Raw genomic sequence first — 24654 nt, 5'->3', positions numbered from 1 at the left:
GAACCATGAAACGGATTCCTGCCTACCATCGCTGGTGGCGCTACAAGTCTTATCTTCCTGATGCGACGCTGCCTGCACATACGGTGGAATGCCCGGATTGCGGCTGCCGTATGGATATTCCGCGCCTACGTCAGGGGCAGGAAGCGCATTGTCCGGTGTGCAACCATGAAATCGTGGAGGTGGAAAACAATCCGTATATCGCGCCGATCGCCTATGCGCTGACAACCTTGATTCTGATGGCGTTTGCGTACAATATGGTGTATATCCGCGTCGATTTGTTCGGCGTAACATCGATTTTGTCGCTACCACAAATGATGCGGCTTTTAATTTCGCTGGATTATGGTTTTCTGGCGGAAGTGATGTTTATCCTTACTTTCGGCGCGCCTTTACTGTTTTTACTGCTCTGTCTGTATGTTTATACGGCTTTGATACGCGAAAAGGCCTACCCTGCGCTGCGCTTTGCGACGCGTGTATTGGTGCGGCTGCGTCATTGGATTATGGTGGATGTGTTTTTCATTTCCACTTTGGTGGCGTATATCAAGCTCTCGTCCGTTGCTACGGTAGAGTTCGGTTCGGCGTTTTATCTGATGTTTCCGCTGTCGGTCATGCTGATTCGGACTTCGGTATCGATTCCGCAGCATTGGGTTTATTATAAGATTCACCGTTTAACCGGCGGCCATGCGGTTCAGACGGCCTCTGAGGACAAAATCTGTTGCAGCCGCTGCCTGTATTTCCGCGATAAAGACGAGCAGCCTTGCGGCGTTTGCGGTGCGGACTTATACCGCCGCCGCCCGAAAAGCCTGAGCATTTCACTGGCGTTTTTAGTGGCGGCGTTTATCCTGTATTTCCCTGCCAACATCCTGCCGATTATGATTTCGTCCAACCCGACGGCTTTGGAGATCAATACGATTTTCAACGGCATTGTTTATATGTGGGACGACGGCGACCGGTTGATTGCGGTGATTATTTTCAGCGCGAGCATTATGGTGCCGGTGTTGAAGATTATCGCGATGGCGGTTTTGATTTATTCCGCATACTTCAAACCCGTGATGAGCGCGGACAAGATGTCGGTTTTGTATCGGATTACCGAATCCATCGGCCGCTGGTCGATGATCGATATTTTTGTGATTATTATTTTGATGAGTTCGTTCCACACCAATATGGCGCGTGTTGTGCCGGGCGGTGCGGCGGTTTATTTCTGCCTGGTCGTTATTTTGACCATGCTTTCGGCCTATTATTTCGATCCCCGTCTGATTTGGGACAAGCAACAGCAGCTTTCAGACGGCCTTGATTCTGAGCAGACCTTAAAACAATGAAAAAACACGATTCTTCACCCAATTATCACGCCCCGGCGCGTGTCAAGAAAACCAATGTCTTCACGTCTGTCGTGTGGCTGATTCCGCTGATTGCGCTGATTGCCGGCGGCTGGCTTTTGGTTAAAGACATCCGCAACCGCGGCCCTGTCGTTACGCTGTTGATGGACAGCGCCGAAGGCATCGAAGTTAACAACACCATTATTAAAGTGTTGAACGTCGATGTCGGACACGTTACCCGCATCAAATTGCGCGACGACCAAAAAGGCGTGGAAGTTACCGCCCAACTCAGCGCCGATGCCAAAGACCTTATCCGCAGCGATACCCAATTTTGGGTGGTCAAACCGCGTATCGACCAAAGCGGCGTTACCGGCTTGGGCACTTTGCTTTCCGGCTCCTATATCGCATTTACACCGGGCAAAAGCAGCGAAACCCAAGATGTGTTTGTCGTCCAAGACATTCCACCAATTGCCGCCATCGGCCAAAGCGGCCTGCGCCTGAATTTGGTCGGCAAAAACGACCGCATCCTCAATGCCAGCAGCCCGATTCTGTATGAAAACTTTATGGTCGGCCAAGTAGAAAGCGCGCATTTCGACCCGTCCGACCAAAGCGTGCATTACACCATTTTCATCCAAAGCCCCAACGACAAACTGATTAATTCGGAAAGCCGTTTCTGGTTGGAGAACGGCATCAATATCGAAACCACAGGCAGCGGCGTCAAACTCAACTCCGCTCCTCTGCCTGCCCTGCTGTCGGGCGCGATTTCGTTTGATTCGCCGAAAACCAAAAACAGTAAAAACGTCAAAAGCGAAGATAGCTTCACGCTTTATGACAGCCGCAGCGAAGTGGCCAATCTGCCTGACGACCGCTCGCTGTATTACACCGCTTTCTTCAAACAATCCGTACGCGGCCTGACTGCCGGTTCGCCCGTCGAATACAAAGGCCTGAATGTCGGCGTGGTTTCCGATGTTCCCTATTTCGACCGCAACGACAGCCTGCATTTGTTTGAAAACGGCTGGATTCCTGTGCGCATCCGCATTGAGCCTTCCCGTTTGGAAATCAATGCCGACGAGCAAAGCAAAGAGCATTGGAAACAACAATTTCAGACGGCCTTAAACAAAGGCCTGACTGCCACCATCTCCAGCAACAACCTGCTGACCGGCAGCAAAATGATTGAGTTGAACGATCAGCCTTCCGCCTCGCCCAAGCTACGACCGCATACCGTTTATGCCGGCGATACCGTTATCGCAACCCAAGGCGGCGGTTTGGACGATTTGCAGGCAAAAGTGGCCGATTTGTTAGATAAATTCAACAATCTGCCATTGGATAAAACCGTTGCCGGCTTGAACGGCTCGCTTGCCGAGCTCAAGTCCACACTCAAATCTGCCAATGCCGCCCTAAGCTCTATCGACAAACTGGTCGGTAAACCGCAAACGCAAAACATTCCGAACGAGCTGAACCAAACCCTGAAAGAATTGCGTCAAACCCTGCAAGGCGTATCGCCTCAATCGCCTATCTACGGCGACGTGCAAAATACGCTGCAAAGTTTGGACAAGACTTTAAAAGACGTTCAACCCGTGATTAATACTTTGAAAGAAAAACCCAACGCGCTGATTTTCAACAGCAGCAGCAAAGACCCTATCCCGAAAGGAAGCCGATAATGCGCCTCTTCCCGATTGCCGCCGCCCTGACGCTTGCCGCCTGCGGCACCGCGCAAAGCACACAATATTTCGTCCTGCCCGACAGCCAGTACATCCGTCCGGCTGCACAAGGCAACGAAATCACGGTCAAAGTCAACCTTGCCGAACCGCTTGCCAACGGCGGCCTCGTTTACCAAACCGACGCCTATCATGTGAATCTGGCGAAAAACCACCTTTGGGCAGCACCGCTCGATGGCGCGTTGGCGGCCAACCTCAGCAACAAGCTCAACCGCCTCAATCCGCGCCATACTTTCGTCCCTGCTTCACGCAGCCAAAGTAGCCAAACCCTGAAAGTCTATATCGAAGCTTTCCAAGGCAGCTATCAGGGGCAGACCACCATCAGCGGTTATGCACAATGGCCGGACGGACGCAGCAAACCGTTTCACGCCATTACGCCGCAACAAGGCGACGGCTATACCGCCATGCTTGAATCGTTGGAAAACGGTTTGTCACAGGTTGCCGATACGATTGCTTATTAAACGAAAGGCCGTCTGAAAGATGTTCAGACGGCCTTTTTTCATGTTTCAAACATTCATTACAACGCGCGGTCAAAATACAGAGCCACGCCGGATCGCTCGCTCATCGCCAACAAATAATCCATCAATTTTTGCGGCCATTGAATACCGCGCACAACGGTCAGGTTGCGCAAAATAGGGAAAGTCAGGATATCTTCCAAACTGATTTCACCGCCCAAACCCTTGCCTTCGCACACCAGCGTTTCCAGTTCGGCCAAGTCTTGATGCAGACGTTCCAGATACTGCGCCGTTTTGTTCAGGTTGGTCTCGAAATTGCCGATATTTTTCTCTTTTTTGTCGATATAGTATTGTTTCGCTTCATCGGTCTCAAACTCGGGCAGGTCGATTTTAACCATGCGCGGCTGAACCAATTTATTATTGTATTCGCCCACTTTGTCCAACCAAGCCTGAACCTCGGGACGAACCTCTTCTTTCAGACGGCCTTGATCGATATAGTGGACAATATCCAAACTTTCACCCATAAACGAACCGTCTTCTTTTTGCAAAATCGGCACTTGTTTTGAGCCAATCATGCCAATCGGCGTAGCTTCGTCATCGTTCGCCAAGACGACCTCTTCCACCGCCACATCGCGCAAGCCGAAAATCATCCTTGCACGAACGCAAAACGGGCAATGGTCGTAAATATACAGTTTCATCGAAATGCTCCTTAAAATTTCAAAACGGTTAACCATAACACCCAAGGCCGTCTGAAACAAGGCTTCCTGAAACATAGTGCCACCTTCGCATACAAATCTAGGGCTGCCGGCAATAAACTGTTACAATAGCAACGTTTTTATCAAAAAGAAAAAAACGCACGCCATGACCACTATTCGCCAAACGCCCCAAACATCGAGCGTAACGCTGGAAGGCCTCCTCGCATGGTTCGACGGCTATGTCGCCGCGCTGCCTGATCCCGATAAAAACCTGATTCAGACGGCCTTTGACCTGGCTAAAGAACATTATCCCGCCGATGCCCTAACGACTTACGGCGAGCCTTTAATGGAACATTTTCTCGGCTCGATGCAAATCGTCAGCGAACTCGACCTCTTGCCCGATGCCGTGGCCGCTACGATTTTGTCCGACATCGGCAAATACGTTCCCACTTGGCAAGAATTGGTTACCGAACGCTGCAACAGCACCGTTTGCGAGTTGGTCAAAGGCGTAGACGAAGTACAAAAACTGACCCAATTCGCACGCGTGGACAGCCTTGCCACGCCGGAAGAGCGCGCCCAACAAGCCGAAACCATGCGTAAAATGCTGTTGGCGATGGTTACCGACATCCGCGTCGTCCTGATCAAACTGGCGATGCGCACGCGCACCCTGCAATTCTTAAGCAACGTTCCCGACAATCCTGAAAAACGTGCCGTTGCCAAAGAAACCCTCGACATTTTTGCCCCGCTCGCCAACCGCTTGGGCGTGTGGCAACTCAAATGGCAGCTCGAAGATTTGGGCTTCCGCCATCAAGAGCCGGAAAAATACCGCGAAATCGCCCTGCTTTTGGACGAAAAGCGCACCGAGCGCCTCGAATACATCGAGAATTTCCTCAATATCCTGCGTACGGAACTGAAAAAATACAATATTCATTTTGAAGTCGCCGGTCGTCCGAAACACATCTACTCCATTTACAAAAAAATGGTGAAGAAAAAGCTCACTTTCGACGGGCTGTTCGACATCCGCGCCGTGCGGATTTTGGTCGACACCGTTCCCGAGTGTTACACCACGCTGGGTATCGTCCACAGCCTCTGGCAGCCGATTCCGGGTGAGTTTGACGACTATATCGCCAACCCGAAAGGCAACGGCTACAAAAGTTTGCACACCGTTATCGTCGGCCCGGAAGACAAAGGTGTGGAAGTTCAAATCCGCACCTTCGACATGCACCAATTCAACGAATTCGGTGTCGCCGCCCACTGGCGTTATAAAGAAGGCGGCAAGGGCGATTCCGCCTATGAACAGAAAATCGCCTGGTTGCGCCAACTCTTGGACTGGCGTGAAAACATGGCCGAAAGCGGCAAGGAAGACCTCGCCGCCGCCTTCAAAACCGAGCTGTTCAACGACACGATTTACGTTTTGACCCCACACGGCAAAGTCCTCTCCCTGCCTACGGGCGCCACCCCCATCGACTTTGCCTATGCCCTGCACAGCAGCGTGGGCGACCGTTGCCGCGGCGCAAAAGTCGAAGGACAAATCGTGCCGCTGTCCACGCCTTTGGAAAACGGACAACGTGTTGAAATCATTACTGCAAAAGAAGGCAATCCTTCCGTCAACTGGCTCTACGAAGGCTGGGTCAAATCCAACCGCGCCATCAGCAAAATCCGTGCCTTCATCCGCCAGCAAAATGCGGATACCGTGCGCGAAACAGGCCGGGCCCAGTTGGACAAACAGTTGTCAAAAATCTTCCCCAAACCCAATCTGCAAGCATTGGCGGAAAAACTCGGCTTCAAAAAAACCGACGAACTCTATACGGCCATTGGTCAGGGCGAAATTTCCAACCGCGCCATCAGTAAGGCCTGCGGCGCTTTGATCGAACCGGCTCCGGTACCGGTTGACGAGACCAATATCGTCAAACAGTCCAAAATCAAAAAAGGCGGCAAAAACGGCATTCTGATTGACGGCGAAGACGGCCTGATGACCACGCTTGCCAAATGCTGCAAACCCGCGCCGCCCGACGATATTGTGGGCTTTGTTACCCGCGACCGCGGCATTTCCGTCCACCGCTGCACCTGCCCTTCTTTCCGCCACCTTGCCGAGCAGGCTCCGGAAAAAGTGTTGAACGCAAGCTGGGCAGCCCTGCAGGAAGGACAAGTGTTTGCCGTCGATGTTGAAATCCGCGCTCAAGACCGCTCCGGTTTGTTGCGCGACGTTTCGGATGCGCTGGCGCGGCACAAGCTCAACGTTACCGCGGTGCAAACCCAATCACGCGATTTGGAAGCCAGCATGCGCTTTACCCTTGAAGTCCGCCAAGTCAACGACCTGCCACGCGTATTGGCCAGTCTGGGCAACATCAAAGGCGTTTTAAGCGTAACGCGCTTGTAGTTCCCATCCCCCCATCTAAAGGCCGTCTGAAAGTATTGCTTTCAGACGGCCTTTCACACATCGGCTGCCAATATATAACCTACGCTTCTATCCTTACAATCAGCTGTTATTTCCTGTCCGCCATATTCTCAGGCAAACTCGCCATCCGCATGATAAAGAAAGATATTTTTATTCTTATATTAACCTTAAGGAAACTTCATGGATACACGAGACCTGTTCCCTCATGAAATTTTGCAGGACGCCATCGGCAAGAGTTGCGCCAAATCTGAATTCAGCATCAAGATGTTGGTGATTTTGAGTTTCTTAGGCGGCGGTTATGTCGGCTTCGGCTATCTTGCCTGCCTGCGCGTCATCAGCGGTATTCCTGCCGAATGGAACGGTCTGGCCGCCCTGTTGGGCGCATCCGTGTTCCCTATCGCACTGATTTGTATCTTAATCGGCGGCGGCGAGTTGGCAACAGGAAATATGATGATTATGGCTTTGGGCAGATTGACCGGCCGAGTCAGCACCCACAAACTGGTGCGCAACTGGCTGATTGTCAGCTTGGGCAATCTGGCAGGCGCCGTAGCCATGGCCTATTTCCTCGGCCACTACGTCGGCCTTGCCGAAGGACCGGCCACAGCGAAAACCATTGCCATTGCCGAAGCCAAAGTCAATATGGACTTCGGCCGCGCATTCGTTTCCGCCATCGCATGTAACTGGATGGTGTGTATGGGCATCTGGTTTTATTTCGGCGCACGCCATACTTCAGGACGAATCTTGGCCATGTGGTTCCCGGTTATGATCTTCGTGTTAATCGGCTTTCAACACTTTGTCGCCAATATGTTCATCATTCCGGCCGGCATTTGGGCGGGCGCAAACGTCAGCTGGGGTCAATTTTTCTACAACATGATTCCCGTTTTCCTAGGCAACGTCCTCGGCGGATCATCCTTTGTTGCAGCCTCTTATCTCTTTGCTTACAAACATTTACTAAAAGACGATTTTTCTATTTGATGTAGTCTTTTTTCTAAAAACCCCGTATCTGCCCGACACAGATACGGGGTTTCTGCACAAGGCCGTCTGAAAGTCCAAGTCGTTTAATTACTTTTTCTCTTCAATCCCCAAAAAACATCAGGAAAGATAGTTTCACACACTTTCCTTCGTCATCATCAGTAAAAATTTATATATTTTTATGTTTTTAAATGACTTAGCCAAAAGGCGGCATCAATTTCGAATAAAGGCTGAGTTCTTCGCTTTGCAAAAGCGACTTTTTACGGTATGCTGGTTTAAATTATTTACAATTTAATGCATTAAGATTTCGTATTTTATTGTATTTGAAAATAATTTATCCTGTCTCTCTCGCAAAAAACAGGATTTTTAAGCTGTATTTTTATTAGAAAAAAGTTTGGGTATGAATTGCTTGCAATTTCAAAACCCGTTTTAAAAGTTAGATGAGGAATAAGTACATGAATCCCATGTATATCACTTTCGCGATCTATTTGGTCGCCGTACTACTGATCGGCCTTGCCGCCTATTTTTCAACCCGCAACTTCGACGACTACATCCTCGGCGGCCGCAGCTTGGGCCCGTTCGTGACCGCGATGTCTGCCGGTGCTTCCGATATGTCAGGTTGGCTTTTGATGGGTTTGCCCGGTGCCATTTACCTGAGCGGTTTGAATGAAGCTTGGATTGCCATTGGTCTGATTGTAGGCGCATACTTCAACTGGCTTTTGGTTGCAGGCCGTCTGCGCGTGCATACCGAATACGCCAACAACGCACTGACGCTTCCTGACTACTTCTTCCACCGCTTCGGTGCCGGCGGTCACTTGATGAAAGTGGTTTCCGCACTGATTATCTTGTTCTTCTTCACTATTTACTGTGCTTCAGGCATCGTGGCCGGTGCTACCCTGTTCCAAAGCCTGTTCCACGGCATGTCTTACACTCAAGCCATGTGGCTGGGTGCCGGCGCAACCATCGCCTATACCTTCTTGGGCGGTTTCTTGGCCGTAAGCTGGACCGATACCCTGCAAGCTTCTTTGATGATTTTTGCATTGATCCTGACCCCTGTAATGGTGTACTTGGGCTTGGGCGGTGCAGATCAAATGAATGCCGCTATGCAACAAGTTGCCGCTTCTACCGGTAAAGAATACGGCAGCCTGTTTGCCGGTACGACCGTCATCGGCATTATCTCCACCGCGGCTTGGGGCTTGGGCTATTTCGGCCAACCGCACATTTTGGCCCGCTTCATGGCTGCCGAAAGCGCTAAATCCTTGGTTTCTGCACGCCGCATCGGTATGACTTGGATGATTCTGTGTATGGCCGGTGCCGTGGCTGTCGGCTATTTCGGTATCGCTTACTTCGGCGCTAACCCTGCCCACGTTGATGAAATGAACGGCAACCACGAACGTATCTTCATCGCTTTGGCTACCCTGCTCTTCAACCCTTGGGTTGCCGGTATCATCTTGAGCGCGATTCTCGCCGCCGTAATGTCCACCCTGTCTTGCCAATTGTTGGTTTGCTCCAGCGCGATTACCGAAGACTTCTACAAAGGCTTCCTGCGTAAAAAAGCACAACAAGCCGAGTTGGTATGGATTGGCCGTCTGATGGTTTTGGCGATTGCCGTGATTTCCATCCTGATTGCTTCTGACCCTAACAGCAAAGTATTGGGCTTGGTGGCTTACGCATGGGCAGGTTTTGGTGCCGCATTCGGTCCGGTTGTTATCCTGTCTGTACTGTGGAAACGCATTACTGCCTACGGTGCACTCTCCGGCATGATTGCAGGTGCGCTGACTGTAGTGGTTTGGGCCGAATGGATCAAAAAACCTGCTTTGGCCGCACAAGAAACAGGTTTCGCTACTGTCTATGAAATCGTCCCCGGCTTTATCATTTGCACACTCGTGATTGTTTTGGTGTCCCTGATCGACAAAAAACCTTCACGTGAATTGCAAGAACGCTTTGAAAAAGCAGACGCAGAATACCGCGCCTCTAAATAAGGTGTTTTCAGACGGCCTGCATGATTCCGTGCAGGCCGTTTTTACGACATAAACTGTTTCAAAATAATCTGATACTTATCAGAAAAAACAGCAATTTATGCGGATGCATCTTGTATCCGCATCATAAATTTATTACGATATTACTATCCTTCAGAATACCTGTTTTAGCAATCCTATCCAGGCCGTCTGAAATCATGAAAAAACCTCTGGAGAACTTAAATAATGTTTAACTTTGCTTTTCCAACACAAACTCCTCTGCGCCAAGCGATAACCGATGCCTACCGCCGCGATGAAATCGAAGCCGTACAGGATATGTTGCAACGTGCACAGATGACCGACGAAGAGCGCAACGCCGCTTCCGAGCTTGCCCGTCGTTTGGTTACCCAAGTCCGTGCCAGCCGTACCAAAGCCAGCGGTGTAGATGCCTTGATGCATGAGTTTTCCCTCTCCAGTGAAGAAGGTGTTGCACTGATGTGTCTGGCCGAAGCCCTGCTGCGTATTCCGGACAATGCCACCCGTGACCGCCTGATTGCCGACAAAATCTCTGAAGGCAACTGGAAAAGCCACTTGAACAACAGCCCTTCCCTCTTCGTTAACGCGGCCGCATGGGGCCTGCTGATTACCGGCAAACTGACCGCGACAAACGACAAACAGATGAGTTCCGCATTGAGCCGTCTGATCAGCAAAGGCGGCGCGCCTCTGATCCGTCAAGGCGTTAACTACGCCATGCGCCTGCTGGGCAAACAGTTCGTCACCGGTCAAACCATTGAAGAAGCGCTGCAAAACGGTAAAGAGCGCGAGAAAATGGGTTACCGCTTCTCCTTCGATATGTTGGGCGAAGCCGCATACACCGAAGAAGATGCCAACCGCTACTACAACGACTACGTCCAAGCCATTCACGCCATCGGTAAAGATGCCGCAGGCCAAGGTGTTTACGAAGGCAACGGTATTTCCGTCAAACTTTCCGCCATCCACCCACGCTACTCACGCGCCCAACACGAACGCGTGATGAGCGAACTGCTGCCGCGCCTGAAAGAATTGTTCCTTTTGGGTAAAAAATACGATATCGGTATCAACATCGATGCCGAAGAAGCCAACCGTCTCGAATTATCTTTGGACTTGATGGAAGCTTTGGTTTCCGATCCTGACTTAGCCGGCTACAAAGGTATCGGTTTCGTTGTTCAAGCCTACCAAAAACGCTGCCCGTTCGTTATCGACTACTTAATCGACCTAGCCCGCCGCAACAACCAAAAACTGATGATCCGTTTGGTTAAAGGCGCATACTGGGACAGCGAAGTGAAATGGGCCCAAGTAGACGGCATGGACGGCTACCCGACTTACACCCGTAAAGTCCACACCGACATCTCCTACCTTGCCTGCGCACGCAAACTCTTGGATGCGCAAGATGCCGTGTTCCCACAATTTGCCACACACAACGCCTACACCTTGGGCGCAATCTACCAAATGGGTAAAGGCAAGGACTTCGAACACCAATGTCTGCACGGCATGGGCGAGACCTTGTACGACCAAGTGGTCGGCCCGCAAAACTTAGGCCGCCGCGTACGCGTGTATGCCCCGGTCGGCACACACGAAACCCTGCTTGCCTACTTGGTACGCCGCCTGTTGGAAAACGGTGCGAACTCTTCTTTCGTGAACCAAATCGTTGACGAAAACATCAGCATCGACCGCCTGATTAAGAGCCCGTTCGACACCATCGCCGAACAAGGCATCCACCTGCATCCGGCCTTGCCTCTGCCACGCGATTTGTATGGCAAAGGCCGTCTGAACTCCCAAGGCGTCGATTTCAGCAACGAAAACGTATTGCAAAACCTGCAAGAAAAACTCAACCAAGCTTCTTCCGAAGACTTCCACGCCGCGTCTATCGTCAATGGCGAAGCGCGTAACGTGGGCGAAGCGCAACCCGTCCGCAACCCTGCAGACCACAACGATGTTGTCGGCACTGTCAGCTTTGCCGATGCAGCATTGGCCCAAGAAGCTATTGGCGCAGCCGTTGCCGCCCTGCCAGAGTGGAGCGCCAAACCTGCTTCAGAACGCGCCGACTGCCTGCGCCGTTTTGCGGATTTGTTGGAACAACACACGCCTGCATTGATGATGCTGGCCGTCCGCGAAGCCGGTAAAACCCTGAACAACGCCGTTGCCGAAGTACGCGAAGCCGTTGACTTCTGCCGCTACTATGCCAACGAAGCTGAAAACACCCTGCCTAAAGATGCCAAAGCCGTCGGCGCAATCGTTGCCATCAGCCCATGGAACTTCCCATTGGCCATCTTTACCGGCGAAGTCGTTTCCGCCCTGGCTGCCGGTAACACCGTTATCGCCAAACCTGCCGAACAAACCAGCCTGATTGCTACTTACGCCGTTTCCCTGATGCATCAAGCCGGTATTCCGACTTCTGCGCTGCAACTCGTACTCGGCGCAGGTGATGTCGGCTCCGCCCTGACCGACGATGCCCGCATCGGCGGCGTGATCTTCACCGGTTCTACCGAAGTAGCGCGCCTGATCAACAAAGCCCTGTCCAAACGCGACGACAGCCCTGTCCTGATTGCCGAAACCGGCGGTCAAAACGCGATGATCGTAGACTCTACCGCCCTGCCGGAACAAGTCTGCCTCGACGTATTGAACTCTGCCTTCGACAGCGCGGGCCAACGTTGTTCCGCCCTGCGTATCTTGTGTGTTCAAGAAGATGTTGCCGATAAAATGATCAACATTATCAAAGGTGCAATGGATGAGCTGGTTGTCGGCAAACCGATCCAACTGACCACAGACATCGGCCCTGTCATCGATGCTGAAGCCCAACAAAACCTGTTGGCCCACATCAACAAAATGAAAGGCGTAGCGAAGGCTTACCACGAAATCAAAACTGCCGCCGACGTTAATGACAACAACTCTACCTTCGTTCGTCCAATCCTGTTTGAATTGAACAACCTGAACGAGTTGCAACGCGAAGTGTTCGGTCCTGTACTGCACGTTGTCCGCTACCGCGCCAGCGAATTGGATCAACTCATCGACCAAATCAATGCCAAAGGCTATGCTCTGACTAGCGGTGTACACAGCCGTATCGAAGGCACTGTCGACCACATCCGCGACCGCATCGAAGCCGGTAACATCTACGTTAACCGCAACATCGTCGGTGCCGTTGTCGGCGTACAACCTTTCGGCGGTCACGGCTTGTCCGGTACCGGTCCAAAAGCAGGCGGTTCATTCTATCTGCAACGCCTGGTACGTACTCCTGAATGGGTTGCCCCAACCCTCAGCCGCATCGGCCAAGCAGACGAAGACGCGCTCAAACGTTTGGAAACCCTGGTTCACAAACTGCCGTTTAACGCCGAAGAGAAAAAAGCCGCAGCCGCAGCTTTGGGTCACGCCCGCGTCCGTACCCTGCGCAAAGCCGAAACCGTATTGGTCGGCCCGACCGGCGAACGCAACTCATTGAGCTGGCGTTCTCCAAAACGCGTTTGGGTACATGGCGGCAATCTGCTGCAAGCCTTCTCTGCCCTGACCGAGCTGGCAGCCGCAGGCATCCAAACCGTTGTTGAGCCTAACAGCCCGTTGGCTTCCTACTCAGCCGATTTGGACGGTTTGTTGCAAGTCAACAGCAAACCTGAAAACGCAGGCATCAGCCATGTTGCCGCTATCGAGCCTTTGAGCAGCGAGCGCAAACAAGAGTTGGCCGGCCGCGACGGTGCGCTCATCCGCATCCTGCCTTCCGAACAAGGTCTGGACATCCTGCAAGTATTTGAAGAAATCTCTTGCAGTATCAATACTACCGCTGCCGGCGGTAACGCCAGCCTGATGGCAGTTGCCGACTAATCACAGCCAAATCAAAGGCCGTCTGAAATTCAGACGGCCTTTTTTTATCTGTTTTTATTTACAGTTTTGCCGGATATTCGCACAAATCATTAATCAAACATTTGCTGCATTGCGGTTTCAAAGCCTTACATGTATAGCGGCCGTGCAAAATCAACCAATGATGGGCATCCATCAAAAATTCTTTGGGAATAAAGCGCATCAACTTGTCTTCAACTTCGCGCACATCCTTGCCCGGCGCGATTTTAGTACGGTTGGCCACACGGAAAATATGGGTATCGACCGCCATAACAGGTTGCCCGAATGCAGTGTTCAATACCACGTTGGCAGTTTTCCGGCCAACACCGGGCAAAGATTCCAAAGCCTCTCGGTCGGCAGGCACTTCGCCATTGTATTTTTCCAGCAAAATACGGCAAGTCTGCATGATGTGTTTGGACTTGGTTTTGTAGAGGCCTATGGTTTTGGTGTATTCCATCACGCCGTCCAGCCCCAAATCCAACATGGCTTGCGGCGTATTGGCAACGGGAAAGAGCTTTGCAGTCGCTTTGTTCACGCCGACATCAGTCGCCTGCGCAGACAATAAAACAGCGATGAGCAGCTCAAACGGCGAACTGAAATTCAACTCGGTAGTCGGATGCGGATTGGCAGCGCGGAAACGCTCGAAAATTTCTTGGCGGATTTGTTTGTTCATGGTTGGAATTGTTTTTATATGGCGCGGCAATTATATCCGATGGGGCTGCTTCAAACAAAGCAGGCCGTCTGAAACGCATTCAGACGGCCTGATGATCAAACAGCCTACTGTTTATTTTTTACTCAAAGTCAGCCCTGTCCAGCCAAACACCAGCGTCAGAGCCAAGCTCAAGTAGCAGAAGAAGGCATAAGGCAGGTATTCCCAAACAGGCACGCCCAAGGCATGGCTGATAAATACGCCGCAGACGCTCCAAGGAACCAACGGGTTGATGACCGTACCCGCATCTTCCAGCGTACGGGCAAGGTTGCGCGAATGCAGGCCGAGTTTGTCATAAACCGGCTTAAAGGTTTCGCCGGAAAGCAGAATACTTAAATATTGCTCGCCAATCAGGAAGTTGACGCCGACCGATGTCATGGCCACGCTGAAAGTAGCGCGTCCGGCATTGGTCAGGAACGCACGAATGGCTTCCAGCAAAGACGGAATCACACCAATGCTGAACAACAGACCGCCCAAGCTCATGCCGAGTATCACGATGGTTTGCGTAAAGAACATGCTTTCCAAGCCGCCGCGCGAAATCAAGCGGGCAATGTCTTTGAATGCTTCGCCTTCGAGTTTGTATCCGCTGTAAAACCACGCGCCCAGCTGTTTCAAATCAGGCGTACTGTGGAAGTAAGTCACAATCAGCGCCACCACAACGGTAAACAACATGGCCACAATGGCATTGACGCGCATCAGGGCAAGGATAACCAGTAAGGCAAACGGAATCAGCGAGTAAGCATGCACCAAACCGGTTGCTTCCAATTGCGCGCGGAAAGCTTCGACGCTGTTCATGTCATGTGCGGCAACATTGGGCAAGAGCCACAACATCAATGCCGCACTGATCAACCACGCAGGCACAGTGGTGTACATCATGTTTTTGATGTGCTCGAACAAATCAATGCCGACAATCGAAGCGGAAATACCGGTCGTATCGGAAAGCGGCGACATTTTATCGCCGAAGAACGCACCCGACACAATCGCACCTGCCGTCATCGCCATATCGGCATGAAACGCAGCCGCCATACCCATAAAGGCCACGCCGACAGTTGCACAAGTCGTCAAACTACTGCCGATGGAAATACCGATGACCGAGCAAAGCGCAAACGCCGAGAAATAAAAATAAGTCGGTGAAATCAATCCGAAACCGTAATACATCAGCGTCGGAATCGCACCGCTCATCATCAACGCGCTGACCATCAGTCCGATAAAGAAAAACAGATAAATCGCGCCCATGCCCTGCCCGACCGCGCCTATCATACCGTTTTGCATGTCTTGATATTTCAAGCCGCGCATCAAACCGTACAAAAGCAAGACCACGATCGCCGTCACAATCGACATATGCGGCAGCCATTCAAGCGAAATAATCGTATAACCCATTGCCGCCACCAAAGCCAAGGCCACCGCAATGGCCTCGAAACGCGGCATATTGAGTAAGGATTTGAAAGCAAACATTGTTCTTTGCCTTTTTAATAAGTATTTAACAGATTTTAGCATAACAGGCCGTCTGAAAAACCGGTTTCAGACGGCCTGCTGATTATTTTACGAAAACAACGCTCACAAATCCTTGCCATTTTCTTTAAAATAAACGAATTATTTAGTATAAAATATTTTTTAATTAGAATAAATGGTGTTTTATTGCTTTTTAAAATATCCATCATGCAAAAATGCCACCACCTGTCCGGCAGTTTTGCGGTTGAACAGCATACCGCTATGGCTGACCGGCAAAACGACATGATCGCGCATATTCGGACAATGCGTTTCGCTGACCAAGACCGTACCATCATGTTCGCCGTGCAAACCTAAAACACGGCCCAGACCATACGGTTTGTTACCGGCGATACTGCCTAGCTCAATACCGACAGGCAACTCAGGCATACTGCCGTCCAACGCCCCTTTGTAAGAGCCGCCCAATACCGGCTTTTGCAAACCCAAATTGAGCACGCGTTGCGCAGCCCGGCTGCCTTGGTGCGGCGTACCCATGGTAACGATACGGCCGCTGACTTTATCCGGATATGCCGCCGCAAAATTGCGTAAAACCAAGCCGCCCAAACTGTGACCCACAAAGTGCAGCGTTTCATCAGCATGGTTCTCATCAATCCATCCCGCCAAGTCCTCAACATGCCGATTCATCGCGTGCAACACACTGCAATAATCGAACAGCGCAACTTCAAAACCTTCTTGTTCCAGCAAATACGCCAGCGGCCTCATGACCCACGAATGCATGTGCAAGCCATGCAGCAAAATGATTTTGGCCATTTTTTCCTCCTGTCATTTAAATCATTATGCCACAAAGTCAAAAGGCCGTCTGAAATCCCATAAGGTTTCAGACGGCCTGTTATCATGATGAATTATTCGTCAGCTTTGTAGCCTTTTATAGCAAAGAAGACGATATAAACATAACAAATCGCTGATACAACGAAAGAAATCATCAAGCCGTAAGTATCCGCTGCCCAACCTTGTACCACAGGCACAACCGCACCGCCGACAATCGCAGTACACAACACGCCGGAAGCGCTGCTGGTGAATCGGCCCAGACCTTTGGTTGCCAAAGAGAAAATGGTTGGGAACATGATGGAATTGAAAAAGCCGATGGCCAACAATGCCCACATCGCAATATCCGCACTGGCTTTACCTGCCAACATAGCAACGCCCAACAAGGCAACAGCAGCAGTAGCGTTAAATGCCAAATAGCGGTTAGGCGCAATTTTCGCCATGATGGCAGAGCCTAAGAAACGGCCAACCATTGCACCGCCCCAGTAGAACGACAAATATTTTGCGGCAGATGCGTGGTCCAAACCTTTCAGATAGCCCAACACGCTGACCAATAAAGAACCGATGGATACTTCCGCACCGACATAACAGAAAATACCGGCCGCACCAAAAACCAAATGACGGTATTGCCAAACACTGTGTTTGCCATCATGGTTATGTTCGCTCTCTTCTTCGGCAATTTTACGCGCATCAGGCAAACGAATCATTTTGACAAAAACAGCCAAAATAATCAGCAAACCGGCCAACCCTAAATACGGAATTTGAACGGAAGAAATTTGCTCGGCTTTGCTGACAGTTTGTGTTGCATCAGCCAAAATCAGGAATGCGCCGATTTGCGGAGCAATGGTCGTACCCAAAGAATTAAATGCCTGAACCAAAGTCAGTGTTGCAGATTCTTTACCCGGTTTGGACAGCAAAGTCACATAAGGATTACCCGCTACTTGCAACAGTGTTACACCTGAAGCCAAAATAAACAATGCACCCAAAAAAGTTGCATAAGAATGACTGCCGGCAGCAGGATAGAAGAGCAGACAGCCGATGGCGGTCAATACGAAGCCGCTAATCACGCCGTTTTTATAGCCGATTTTGCCGACCAAATAGCCCATCGGAATCGACATAATCGCATAAGCGGTAAAGAAACAGAATTGAATCAGCATTGCCTGAACATAAGTCAGGTCGAAAATATCTTTCAAATGCGGAATCAAAATATCGTTCATGCAGGTAATGAAACCCATCATGAAAAAGAGTGTGGTTAGGACGACCAGCGCAGGAGTATGATTTTGTTGTGAATGCGCAGACATGATTTGCCTTTCGTTTTGTTAAGATTTGCTGGAAAAACGAGCTTAAATCAGTTCATTGAACTTAACACCCATTAACAGCCGCCCGTATCATACTGATAATCCGTCACTTTGAAAACTATTTTCTAACAGCCGACTACATTATCTTTCAGCCGTTTAATTTTAAAAAATTCAATAATATTGGATTTATATTTTAATAGATTAAAAATAAAGGCATAATCCTCTTATTAAGCCTGTTATTTCTTTTTTACAATACTCATTGATATAACTCAAAATATGCCCCTTCTTTACGCTTACCTTGGCCTGATTGCCTCTGCCTTTACTTCTGCCACACTACTTCCGGGTACATCCGAGGCGGCATACGCCGCATTTGTGTACCAATATCCGCAACATGCCCTCGGCGCATGTTTGTGTGCCGGATTGGCGAATGGCTTGGGCAGTATGGTTTCGTATTACATGGGCAGGATGTTTCCAAATAAAAAAAGGCCGTCTGAAAAAATGTTGGAAAGGCTTAATCGTTGGGGAATTTGGCCGCTATTGTTCGCATGGCTACCGATTATCGGTGATGCCCTCCCCCTTGCCGCAGGCTGGCTCAGGCTCAATGCCCTGCATTGCGCCATCATTCTGATTGCAGGCAAACTGCTGCGCTATGCCATGATTTATTGGGGAATTAACGCAGTTGCCGGATAAGCTTCGACAACCAAAAATAAAGGCCGTCTGAATGATTCAGACGGCCTTTGCCTTTAATTCGACAATTACAAGACTTTCACAATGCTTTCGCACAGGTAGTCGATGTTGTCATCGGTAATGCCTGCAACATTAATGCGGCCGGAACGGACGGCATAAATGGCAAACTCGTTTTTCAAACGGTCAACTTGTTCAGGAGTCAAGCCGCTGAAAGAGAACATACCGTTTTGTTCGATAATGAAATCAAAGTCTTGGGTTGCACCTTTTGCTTTAAGCAATTCGACAAATTTTTGACGCATGGCTTTGATGCGGCCGCGCATTTCGTCAAGTTCGGCAATCCATTGTGCTTTCAAATCATCATTTTTCAACACCAGCGCAATGGTGTTCGCACCGTGTGAAGCCGGGTTGGAATACAAGGTACGGATGATGGTTTTGACTTGGCTGTGGGCGCGGGCTGCTGTTGCTTCATCTTCAGCTACCAAAGTGAACGCGCCGACGCGCTCGTTGTACATGCCGAAGTTTTTGGAATAAGAGCTGGCAATCAGCAATTCTTTATTGTATTTCAAGAATACGCGCAAGCCGTAGGCATCTTCTTCCAAACCATTACCGAAGCCTTGGTAAGCAAAGTCAAACAGTGGCAACCAGCCTTTTTCGGCAGAAAGTTTAGCCAAAGTTTCCCATTGTTCGGGCGTAGGGTCGATACCGGTGGGGTTGTGGCAGCAGCCGTGCAGCAGGACGATGTCGCCTTTTTGCGCTTGGCTCAAGTCTTCAATCATGCCGTCCCAATCCAAACCGTGTTTGGCGGCATCATAATAACGATACGGTTTGTCTTGGATACCGACCGCTTTGGCGATGGCGTTGTGGTTTGGCCAAGTCGGATTGGAAATCCAGATGGTTTGCGCGTTCAACTGGCGTTTGACAAATTCGGCCGCAATGCGCAATGCACCTGTACCGCCAAGGCTTTGCGCTGTTTTGGCGCGACGGCTGGCAATGATTTCGTGGTCTTTGCCAAACAACAGGATTTGGGTTTGCTCGTTGTAATCGGCAACGCCGTCGATGGTGAGGTAGTTTTTAGTTGTCTCGCTTTCCAACAGGCGTTTTTCAGCCTCTTTGACGGCTTTGACAATAGGCGTTGCGCCGGATGCGTCTTTGTACACGCCGATGCCGAGATTGACTTTTTCGGGACGGGTTTCGGCTTTAAACGCTTCGCCCAAACCTAAAATCGGATCAGCAGGAGCTGCTTCGATATGCTTGAAGAACATGATTTTTCTCTTTACAAGTAGTAAAACGGTTGAAAAAATACAAATTTATGTGATTTTACGCCGTTTCGGGCCGTCTGAAAACGGATTATTACAGGGTTTTAACGCAAGATTGCCAACAAATCCAAAGGCGTGGCAATACGGAAATCGGCAAGCCAGTTTTCGGTTTGGTCTTCGGTAGAAATATAGCCCCAATCGGCAAGCACGGTCGTCATGCCTGCATTTTTGCCTGCCTGCATATCGCGCTCGGCATCGCCGACATAAAAACATCGCTGCGCCTCAACGCCAATCTCTTCGCATGCATAAAACATAGGCTTCACGCTGGGCTTGGGTTCATCGCAAGTATCGCCGCTGACAATCACGGCAGGAGGCACGGTAAACCCGAGTTTAGGCACGAGGGCATCGGTAAAGCGCATGGGCTTGTTGGTAATAATGCCCCATTGGATACCGCATCGAACTAAGGCTTCCAGCATTTCGTTTACGCCGTCGAACAAGATGGTTTGATCGGCATAGCAGCGGCTGTATTCGTCCAAAAACTCTTTGCGCCATTGCATATAGTCCGGATGCTCGGGCGTAATGCCTGCACCGAGTTTGAGCAAACCGCTCGCACCGTGGCTGGCCTGCGGACGGATTTCATCCATGCTTTTTTCAGGCAAACCGTGTCGGCGCAATACCGTGTTGAGCGCGCCACCCAAATCAAGTGCGGTATCGGCAAGCGTGCCGTCAAGGTCGAATAATACGGCTTGGGTCATAAGTGTTCCTTTGATGATTTTAGAAGGCCGTCTGAACAATTCAACAAGTTTCAGACGGCCTGAATATGGTTAATGGTGATGGTGTTCATGCATTTCCTGCGAACACAAGACTTCATCTTTATGCGGATGCCGTTCGCTTTCAATCTGAATCGTACAATGTCCGATGTTGTGATGAGCCAATTCATGTTCGATACGGTAGGCGATCTGTTCGGACTCTGCAACCGTCATGCTGCCATCTACGACAATATGGCAGGATAAAACGTGGATATTGCTGGTAATCGTCCAAACATGCAAGTCATGAACGGATTTTACGCCTTCCGTATTGCGGATCACGCTGAGCAACTCATCGGTATGGATGTTTTCCGGCGCGCCTTCCATCAAAATGTGCAAAGTCTGTTTAAACAGCGTCCAGCCGCTGCGCCCTACCAAAGCCGCCACCAATACGCTGGCAACCGTATCCGCCCATTGCCAGCCATACGCCATTATCAGCACTGCTGCGACAATCGCCCCTATCGAGCCGAACAAATCGCTGATTACATGAAGATACGCACCGCGCATATTGACGTTTTCTTCGGTATCGCTATTTTTCAACATATAAACGGCGACGCCGATGTTGACCAGCAATCCGATGATACTGACCACCAACATGCCGCCCGTCAAAATTTCCGGCGGATAAAACAATCGTTTGACTGCTTCATAAAAGATCATCGCCGCAATCAACACCAGCGACAATCCGTTAAACATCGCCGTTAAAATTTCAAAACGCTTATAACCGAATGTCTTTTGCAGCGTGGTCTGTTTCTCGCCAAGTTTGAATGCCCACAATGCCATGCCCAGCGAAAACGCATCGCTGAACATATGCCCCGCATCGGAAAGCAGGGCCAAAGAATTGGTCAGCCAGCCGCCGACCGCCTCAACCAGCATAAATCCGGCAATAACAAAAAATGAAGTGCGCAATACCTGCTTATTAGCGGTATGCGTGTGTGCGTGCGAATGATCGTGATGATGTGCCATGATGGTTTTACCGTTTCAGACGGCCTTTTTATCCTGTTTCAAACTTTTCTCAAAATCTTCCAACATATCCAGCTCGAAACGGCTGAATCCTGCACGTTCCCGCGCTTCGATATTGACGTAGCCGCGGAAGATAAACATATCGTAACGCGCAATCAGGCTGCGGAACAGGGCGACCGGTTCCAAACCGCGCTCACGGCAAAGATGCTGATACCAATGATTGCCGATGGCGACATGCCCCACTTCGTCGCGGTAAATAATATCCAGCACATCGCAGGTTTCCATATCGCCACGCTGCGCCACTTTTGCACGAATACCCGGCGTAACATCCAAACCGCGCGCTTCCAATACCCGCGGCACCAAAGCCATGCGCAACAAGGGATCGTAAGCGGTTTTATACGCCATGTCCCACAAATGCCCGTGCGCTTCAAAATCGCCGTAATCGTAGCCCAAGCTGTTCAGACGGCCACGCATCAAGCCGAAGTGAAACACTTCTTCTTTCGCCACCCTTACCCAATCGCGCACAAACTGAAACGGCATATTGCGGAAACGATACGCCGCATCCAAAGCCAGATTAATCGCGTTAAATTCAATATGCGCAATCGCATGCAACATCGCCGCATAGCCTTCGACCGTATTCATCTTGCGCGGCGTAACCTCCGAAGGTGCAACCAAACGCGGACGCAACGGATGACCGGCAAAACGGCAATCCACGGGTTTCGACGCTTCAGCCGTCAAGCCTTCCGCCTCGCCCAACTGCGCAAACAAGGCCTGCGTCAATTTTCCTTTTTCATCCGGATTGTCCGATAGCAAAGCCTGTTCCAATAAAGGATAAGGATTCAGATACATACAAAACCATTGTTTTCAAAAGATAAATATTATAACCGTTTTAAAAAGTAAACAGAAAGACTATAATTTCACGCTTTCCGTAAAATGACATTAAATACCACACCAAGCCCTTATGCGTTTCATTAAAAAAACGTCAAAACCAAATACAGGCCGTCTGAAGAAATAAAATTATTTCAGGTACTTGCTTAGTTTTTTCATATTTACACAAATTAAACCCGCCCTTCAGCCCCTTGCCTGTTACACCATAACGTCTATACTGAACCCATCTCTCCGAACAAGGAACCAAAACATGAAAACTACCCGACTGTTCACCCTGACCGCTGCCGCGCTGCTTTCTTCAGCCATCGGCTTTGCACAAGCCGGCGCAGTGGACGCCCTGAAAAAATTCAATAATGACGCCGACGGTATCAGCGGCAACTTCAGCCAAACCGTTCACAGCAAAAAGAAAACCCAAACCACATACGGCACATTCAAAATCCTGCGCCCGGGTTTGTTCAAATGGGAATACACCAAACCCTACAAACAAACCATCGTCGGCGACGGCAAAACCATTTGGCTCTATGACGTAGATTTGGCGCAAGTAACCAAGTCCTCACAAGACCAAACCATCGGCGACAGCCCTGCCGCCATCCTCTCCAATAAAACGGCATTGGACAGCAGCTACACGCTGAAAGAAGACGGCTCTGCCAACGGCATCGACTACGTTTTGGCTACGCCTAAGAAAAACAACGCCGGCTACCAATACATCCGCATCGGCTTCAAAGGCGACAACCTCGCCGCCATGCAGCTGAAAGACAGCTTCGGCAACCAAACCAGCATCAGCTTCAGCGGTTTGAACACCAAGCCTAACCTTTCCAGCGGTATGTTCAAATTCACGCCTCCTAAAGGCGTTGATGTCTTGAGCAATTAAGCTTCTAATGAAACACAAAGGCCGTCTGAACAACAGACGGCCTTTTATTTAGTTCAATTCAACATCAAAAATACTGTTACTTTTGACCTTGAATGGCGGCGGCAATTTTTTCTGCACCTTTTTTCGCCCAGTCCGCCTGTTTGGCTTCCACCATCACACGCACGACAGGCTCGGTACCGGATGCACGCAAGACCACGCGGCCTTTGCCTTCGAGTTCTTTTTCCACTTCAGCCAAAGCCTCTTTGGAAGCATCCTGCCAGTTTTGGCCTTTTTTGATGCGGACGTTAATCATGGTTTGCGGATACGGCTGCCAATCGGCGCAAACGGTGGCAAGGTCTTGATTCAAGATTTGCAATGCAGCCAAAACTTGCAGCGCAGAAATAATGCCGTCGCCAGTATTGTGTTTATCCATGCACAAAATATGACCGCTGGCTTCGCCGCCAATCAGCCAACCGCGTTGGTGGAGCTGTTCCAACACATAGCGGTCGCCCACTTTAGCGCGACAGAAATCAACACCCTGCTCTTTCAAAGCAACTTCCATCGCCATATTGGTCATTACCGTACCCACCACGCCGCCGATTTCCACGCCTTCGTGCGCGCGTGCTTTGGCAATTACATAAATCAAGCTGTCGCCGTCATACACTTTGCCATTGCGGTCAACCATCATCAAACGGTCGCCGTCGCCGTCCAAGGCAATGCCGTAATCGGCTTCATTTTGCAATACAGCGGCTTGCAAAGCTTTCGGATGGGTCGCACCGCATTTTTCATTGATGTTGTAGCCGTTCGGCTCATTACCGATACTGACCACTTGCGCACCTAATTCATGGAATACTTTAGGCGCAACCGCATAGCCTGCACCATTGGCGGTATCGACCACCAATTTCAGACCGCGCAAGTCCAAATGACTTGGGAAAGTGGATTTACAGAACTCGATATAGCGGTCATCCGCACCATTAATCCGGCGCGCGCGGCCAAGACGGCTGGACGGCTGGGTTTTCATTTCCTCATCGATTTTGGCTTCGATTTCCAACTCGATTTCATCGCTCAGCTTCACACCGCCTTCGGCAAAGAATTTAATGCCGTTATCGGAATAAACATTGTGGGAAGCAGAAATCATCACACCGGCAGACAAACGCAAAGCACGGGTCAAATACGCTACGCCCGGAGTCGGCAGAGGGCCGGTTTGAATAACATTGACACCGGCGGCGGTAAAACCGGCAATCAGCGCGGCTTCCAGCATATAGCCTGAAATACGCGTGTCTTTACCGATCAAGACGGTCGGTTTGATTTCGCCTTCGTGCTGCACCAAAACCTGGCCTGCCGCATAGCCTAATTTCAGGACAAAATCAGGATTAATAGGGAATTGACCGACTTCGCCGCGCACACCGTCAGTACCGAAATATTTTTTTGCCATGAGATAACTCCGTGATTGTTTTGTCGTATGTGAATATGGTTGAACTTCTTTAAAAGAATCTTGATTGTATTCGAAGGCCGTCTGAATCTTTCAGACGACCCTTGATCATGAGAAT

At 50.2% G+C, this 24654-nt stretch carries 19 protein-coding genes; 9 read left to right on the top strand and 10 right to left on the bottom strand.

The features are described from left to right. The first annotated feature begins 5 nt into the window (after positions 1 to 5). From ACTHUT_RS02370 to ACTHUT_RS02360, 3 genes are read left to right on the top strand one after another with little or no spacing between them, the layout of a single operon-like run. The gene (locus ACTHUT_RS02370) at positions 6 to 1316 is read left to right on the top strand and encodes a paraquat-inducible protein A (protein ID WP_204789067.1); all 1311 of its coding nucleotides are present in this window, start codon (positions 6 to 8) and stop codon (positions 1314 to 1316) included. Beyond that, positions 1313 to 2974: an intermembrane transport protein PqiB gene (gene pqiB / locus ACTHUT_RS02365; protein ID WP_070837389.1), complete on the top strand. Its 1662-nt coding sequence runs from the start codon at positions 1313 to 1315 to the stop codon at positions 2972 to 2974. The genes ACTHUT_RS02370 and pqiB overlap by 4 nt, the downstream gene beginning before the upstream one ends. Next, on the top strand, positions 2974 to 3492 hold the full coding sequence (locus ACTHUT_RS02360) for a PqiC family protein (protein WP_440386688.1): 519 nt from the start codon (positions 2974 to 2976) through the stop codon (positions 3490 to 3492). Before pqiB ends, ACTHUT_RS02360 begins: the two co-directional genes overlap by 1 nt. 56 nt (positions 3493 to 3548) lie before the next feature. Here the strand turns inward: ACTHUT_RS02360 and grxB are convergent, their stop codons facing one another. Next, positions 3549 to 4259 carry a glutaredoxin 2 gene (gene grxB / locus ACTHUT_RS02355; protein WP_440386687.1) on the bottom strand — a complete coding sequence of 237 codons (711 nt, stop codon included), beginning with the start codon at positions 4257 to 4259 and terminating at the stop codon, positions 3549 to 3551. 88 nt (positions 4260 to 4347) lie between these two features. Here grxB and ACTHUT_RS02350 point away from each other — a divergent pair, with 88 nt between their 5' ends. The 4 genes from ACTHUT_RS02350 (at position 4348) to putA (ending at position 13361) form a co-directional block, all read left to right on the top strand. Next, positions 4348 to 6561 (top strand): RelA/SpoT family protein, encoded by a 2214-nt coding sequence (locus ACTHUT_RS02350; protein WP_440386686.1) that lies wholly within the window; start codon positions 4348 to 4350, stop codon positions 6559 to 6561. 198 nt (positions 6562 to 6759) lie between these two features. Then, positions 6760 to 7554 carry a formate/nitrite transporter family protein gene (locus tag ACTHUT_RS02345; protein WP_036493807.1) on the top strand — a complete coding sequence of 265 codons (795 nt, stop codon included), beginning with the start codon at positions 6760 to 6762 and terminating at the stop codon, positions 7552 to 7554. 452 nt (positions 7555 to 8006) lie between these two features. Beyond that, a complete protein-coding gene (gene putP / locus ACTHUT_RS02340) occupies positions 8007 to 9533 on the top strand; it encodes a sodium/proline symporter PutP (RefSeq protein WP_440386685.1) in 1527 nt (508 codons plus the stop codon). A 222-nt stretch (positions 9534 to 9755) separates the two neighbouring features. Continuing rightward, entirely contained in the window at positions 9756 to 13361 is a 3606-nt protein-coding gene (gene putA, locus ACTHUT_RS02335; protein ID WP_440386684.1) for a bifunctional proline dehydrogenase/L-glutamate gamma-semialdehyde dehydrogenase PutA, read from the top strand. Positions 13362 to 13419: 58 nt separating this feature from the next. Here putA and nth read toward each other — a convergent pair whose 3' ends face one another. From nth to ACTHUT_RS02315, 4 genes are all read right to left on the bottom strand, one after another. Further along, complete coding sequence (gene nth, locus ACTHUT_RS02330; RefSeq protein WP_003747538.1) at positions 13420 to 14049, bottom strand: endonuclease III; 630 nt, start codon at positions 14047 to 14049, stop codon at positions 13420 to 13422. Positions 14050 to 14160: 111 nt separating this feature from the next. Continuing rightward, positions 14161 to 15540 carry a Na+/H+ antiporter NhaC gene (gene nhaC / locus ACTHUT_RS02325; protein WP_003747540.1) on the bottom strand — a complete coding sequence of 460 codons (1380 nt, stop codon included), beginning with the start codon at positions 15538 to 15540 and terminating at the stop codon, positions 14161 to 14163. Between the two features lie 180 nt (positions 15541 to 15720). Next, positions 15721 to 16344 (bottom strand): alpha/beta fold hydrolase, encoded by a 624-nt coding sequence (locus ACTHUT_RS02320; RefSeq protein ID WP_440386683.1) that lies wholly within the window; start codon positions 16342 to 16344, stop codon positions 15721 to 15723. A gap of 92 nt (positions 16345 to 16436) precedes the next feature. Further along, positions 16437 to 17660: a sugar MFS transporter gene (locus ACTHUT_RS02315; protein ID WP_070850976.1), complete on the bottom strand. Its 1224-nt coding sequence runs from the start codon at positions 17658 to 17660 to the stop codon at positions 16437 to 16439. Between the two features lie 273 nt (positions 17661 to 17933). On the opposite strand from ACTHUT_RS02315, the gene ACTHUT_RS02310 reads away from it, so the two are divergent. Next, positions 17934 to 18347 (top strand): YqaA family protein, encoded by a 414-nt coding sequence (locus tag ACTHUT_RS02310; protein WP_440386682.1) that lies wholly within the window; start codon positions 17934 to 17936, stop codon positions 18345 to 18347. A 65-nt stretch (positions 18348 to 18412) separates the two neighbouring features. On the opposite strand, the gene ACTHUT_RS02305 is transcribed toward ACTHUT_RS02310, so the two are convergent. From ACTHUT_RS02305 to ACTHUT_RS02290, 4 genes are all read right to left on the bottom strand, one after another. Beyond that, complete coding sequence (locus ACTHUT_RS02305) at positions 18413 to 19606, bottom strand: amino acid aminotransferase (RefSeq protein ID WP_440386681.1); 1194 nt, start codon at positions 19604 to 19606, stop codon at positions 18413 to 18415. Positions 19607 to 19704: 98 nt separating this feature from the next. Continuing rightward, the gene (locus tag ACTHUT_RS02300) at positions 19705 to 20355 is read right to left on the bottom strand and encodes an HAD family hydrolase (RefSeq protein WP_440386680.1); all 651 of its coding nucleotides are present in this window, start codon (positions 20353 to 20355) and stop codon (positions 19705 to 19707) included. A 69-nt stretch (positions 20356 to 20424) separates the two neighbouring features. Then, positions 20425 to 21369 carry a cation diffusion facilitator family transporter gene (locus ACTHUT_RS02295; protein WP_440386679.1) on the bottom strand — a complete coding sequence of 315 codons (945 nt, stop codon included), beginning with the start codon at positions 21367 to 21369 and terminating at the stop codon, positions 20425 to 20427. Positions 21370 to 21384: 15 nt separating this feature from the next. Beyond that, a complete protein-coding gene (locus ACTHUT_RS02290; protein ID WP_295697944.1) occupies positions 21385 to 22215 on the bottom strand; it encodes a ferritin-like domain-containing protein in 831 nt (276 codons plus the stop codon). Positions 22216 to 22504: 289 nt separating this feature from the next. Between ACTHUT_RS02290 and lolA the strand changes: the two genes are divergently transcribed. Next, a complete protein-coding gene (gene lolA / locus ACTHUT_RS02285) occupies positions 22505 to 23125 on the top strand; it encodes an outer membrane lipoprotein chaperone LolA (protein WP_036493771.1) in 621 nt (206 codons plus the stop codon). A gap of 76 nt (positions 23126 to 23201) precedes the next feature. On the opposite strand, the gene glmM is transcribed toward lolA, so the two are convergent. Then, positions 23202 to 24539 carry a phosphoglucosamine mutase gene (gene glmM, locus ACTHUT_RS02280; protein ID WP_440377412.1) on the bottom strand — a complete coding sequence of 446 codons (1338 nt, stop codon included), beginning with the start codon at positions 24537 to 24539 and terminating at the stop codon, positions 23202 to 23204. Positions 24540 to 24654: the final 115 nt, after the last annotated feature.

The sequence above is a fragment of the Neisseria sp. P0022.S010 genome, assembly GCF_051956635.1.
The sequence above is the reverse complement of the archived record's forward strand: the minus strand, read 5'-3'. Positions and strand labels throughout refer to the sequence as shown.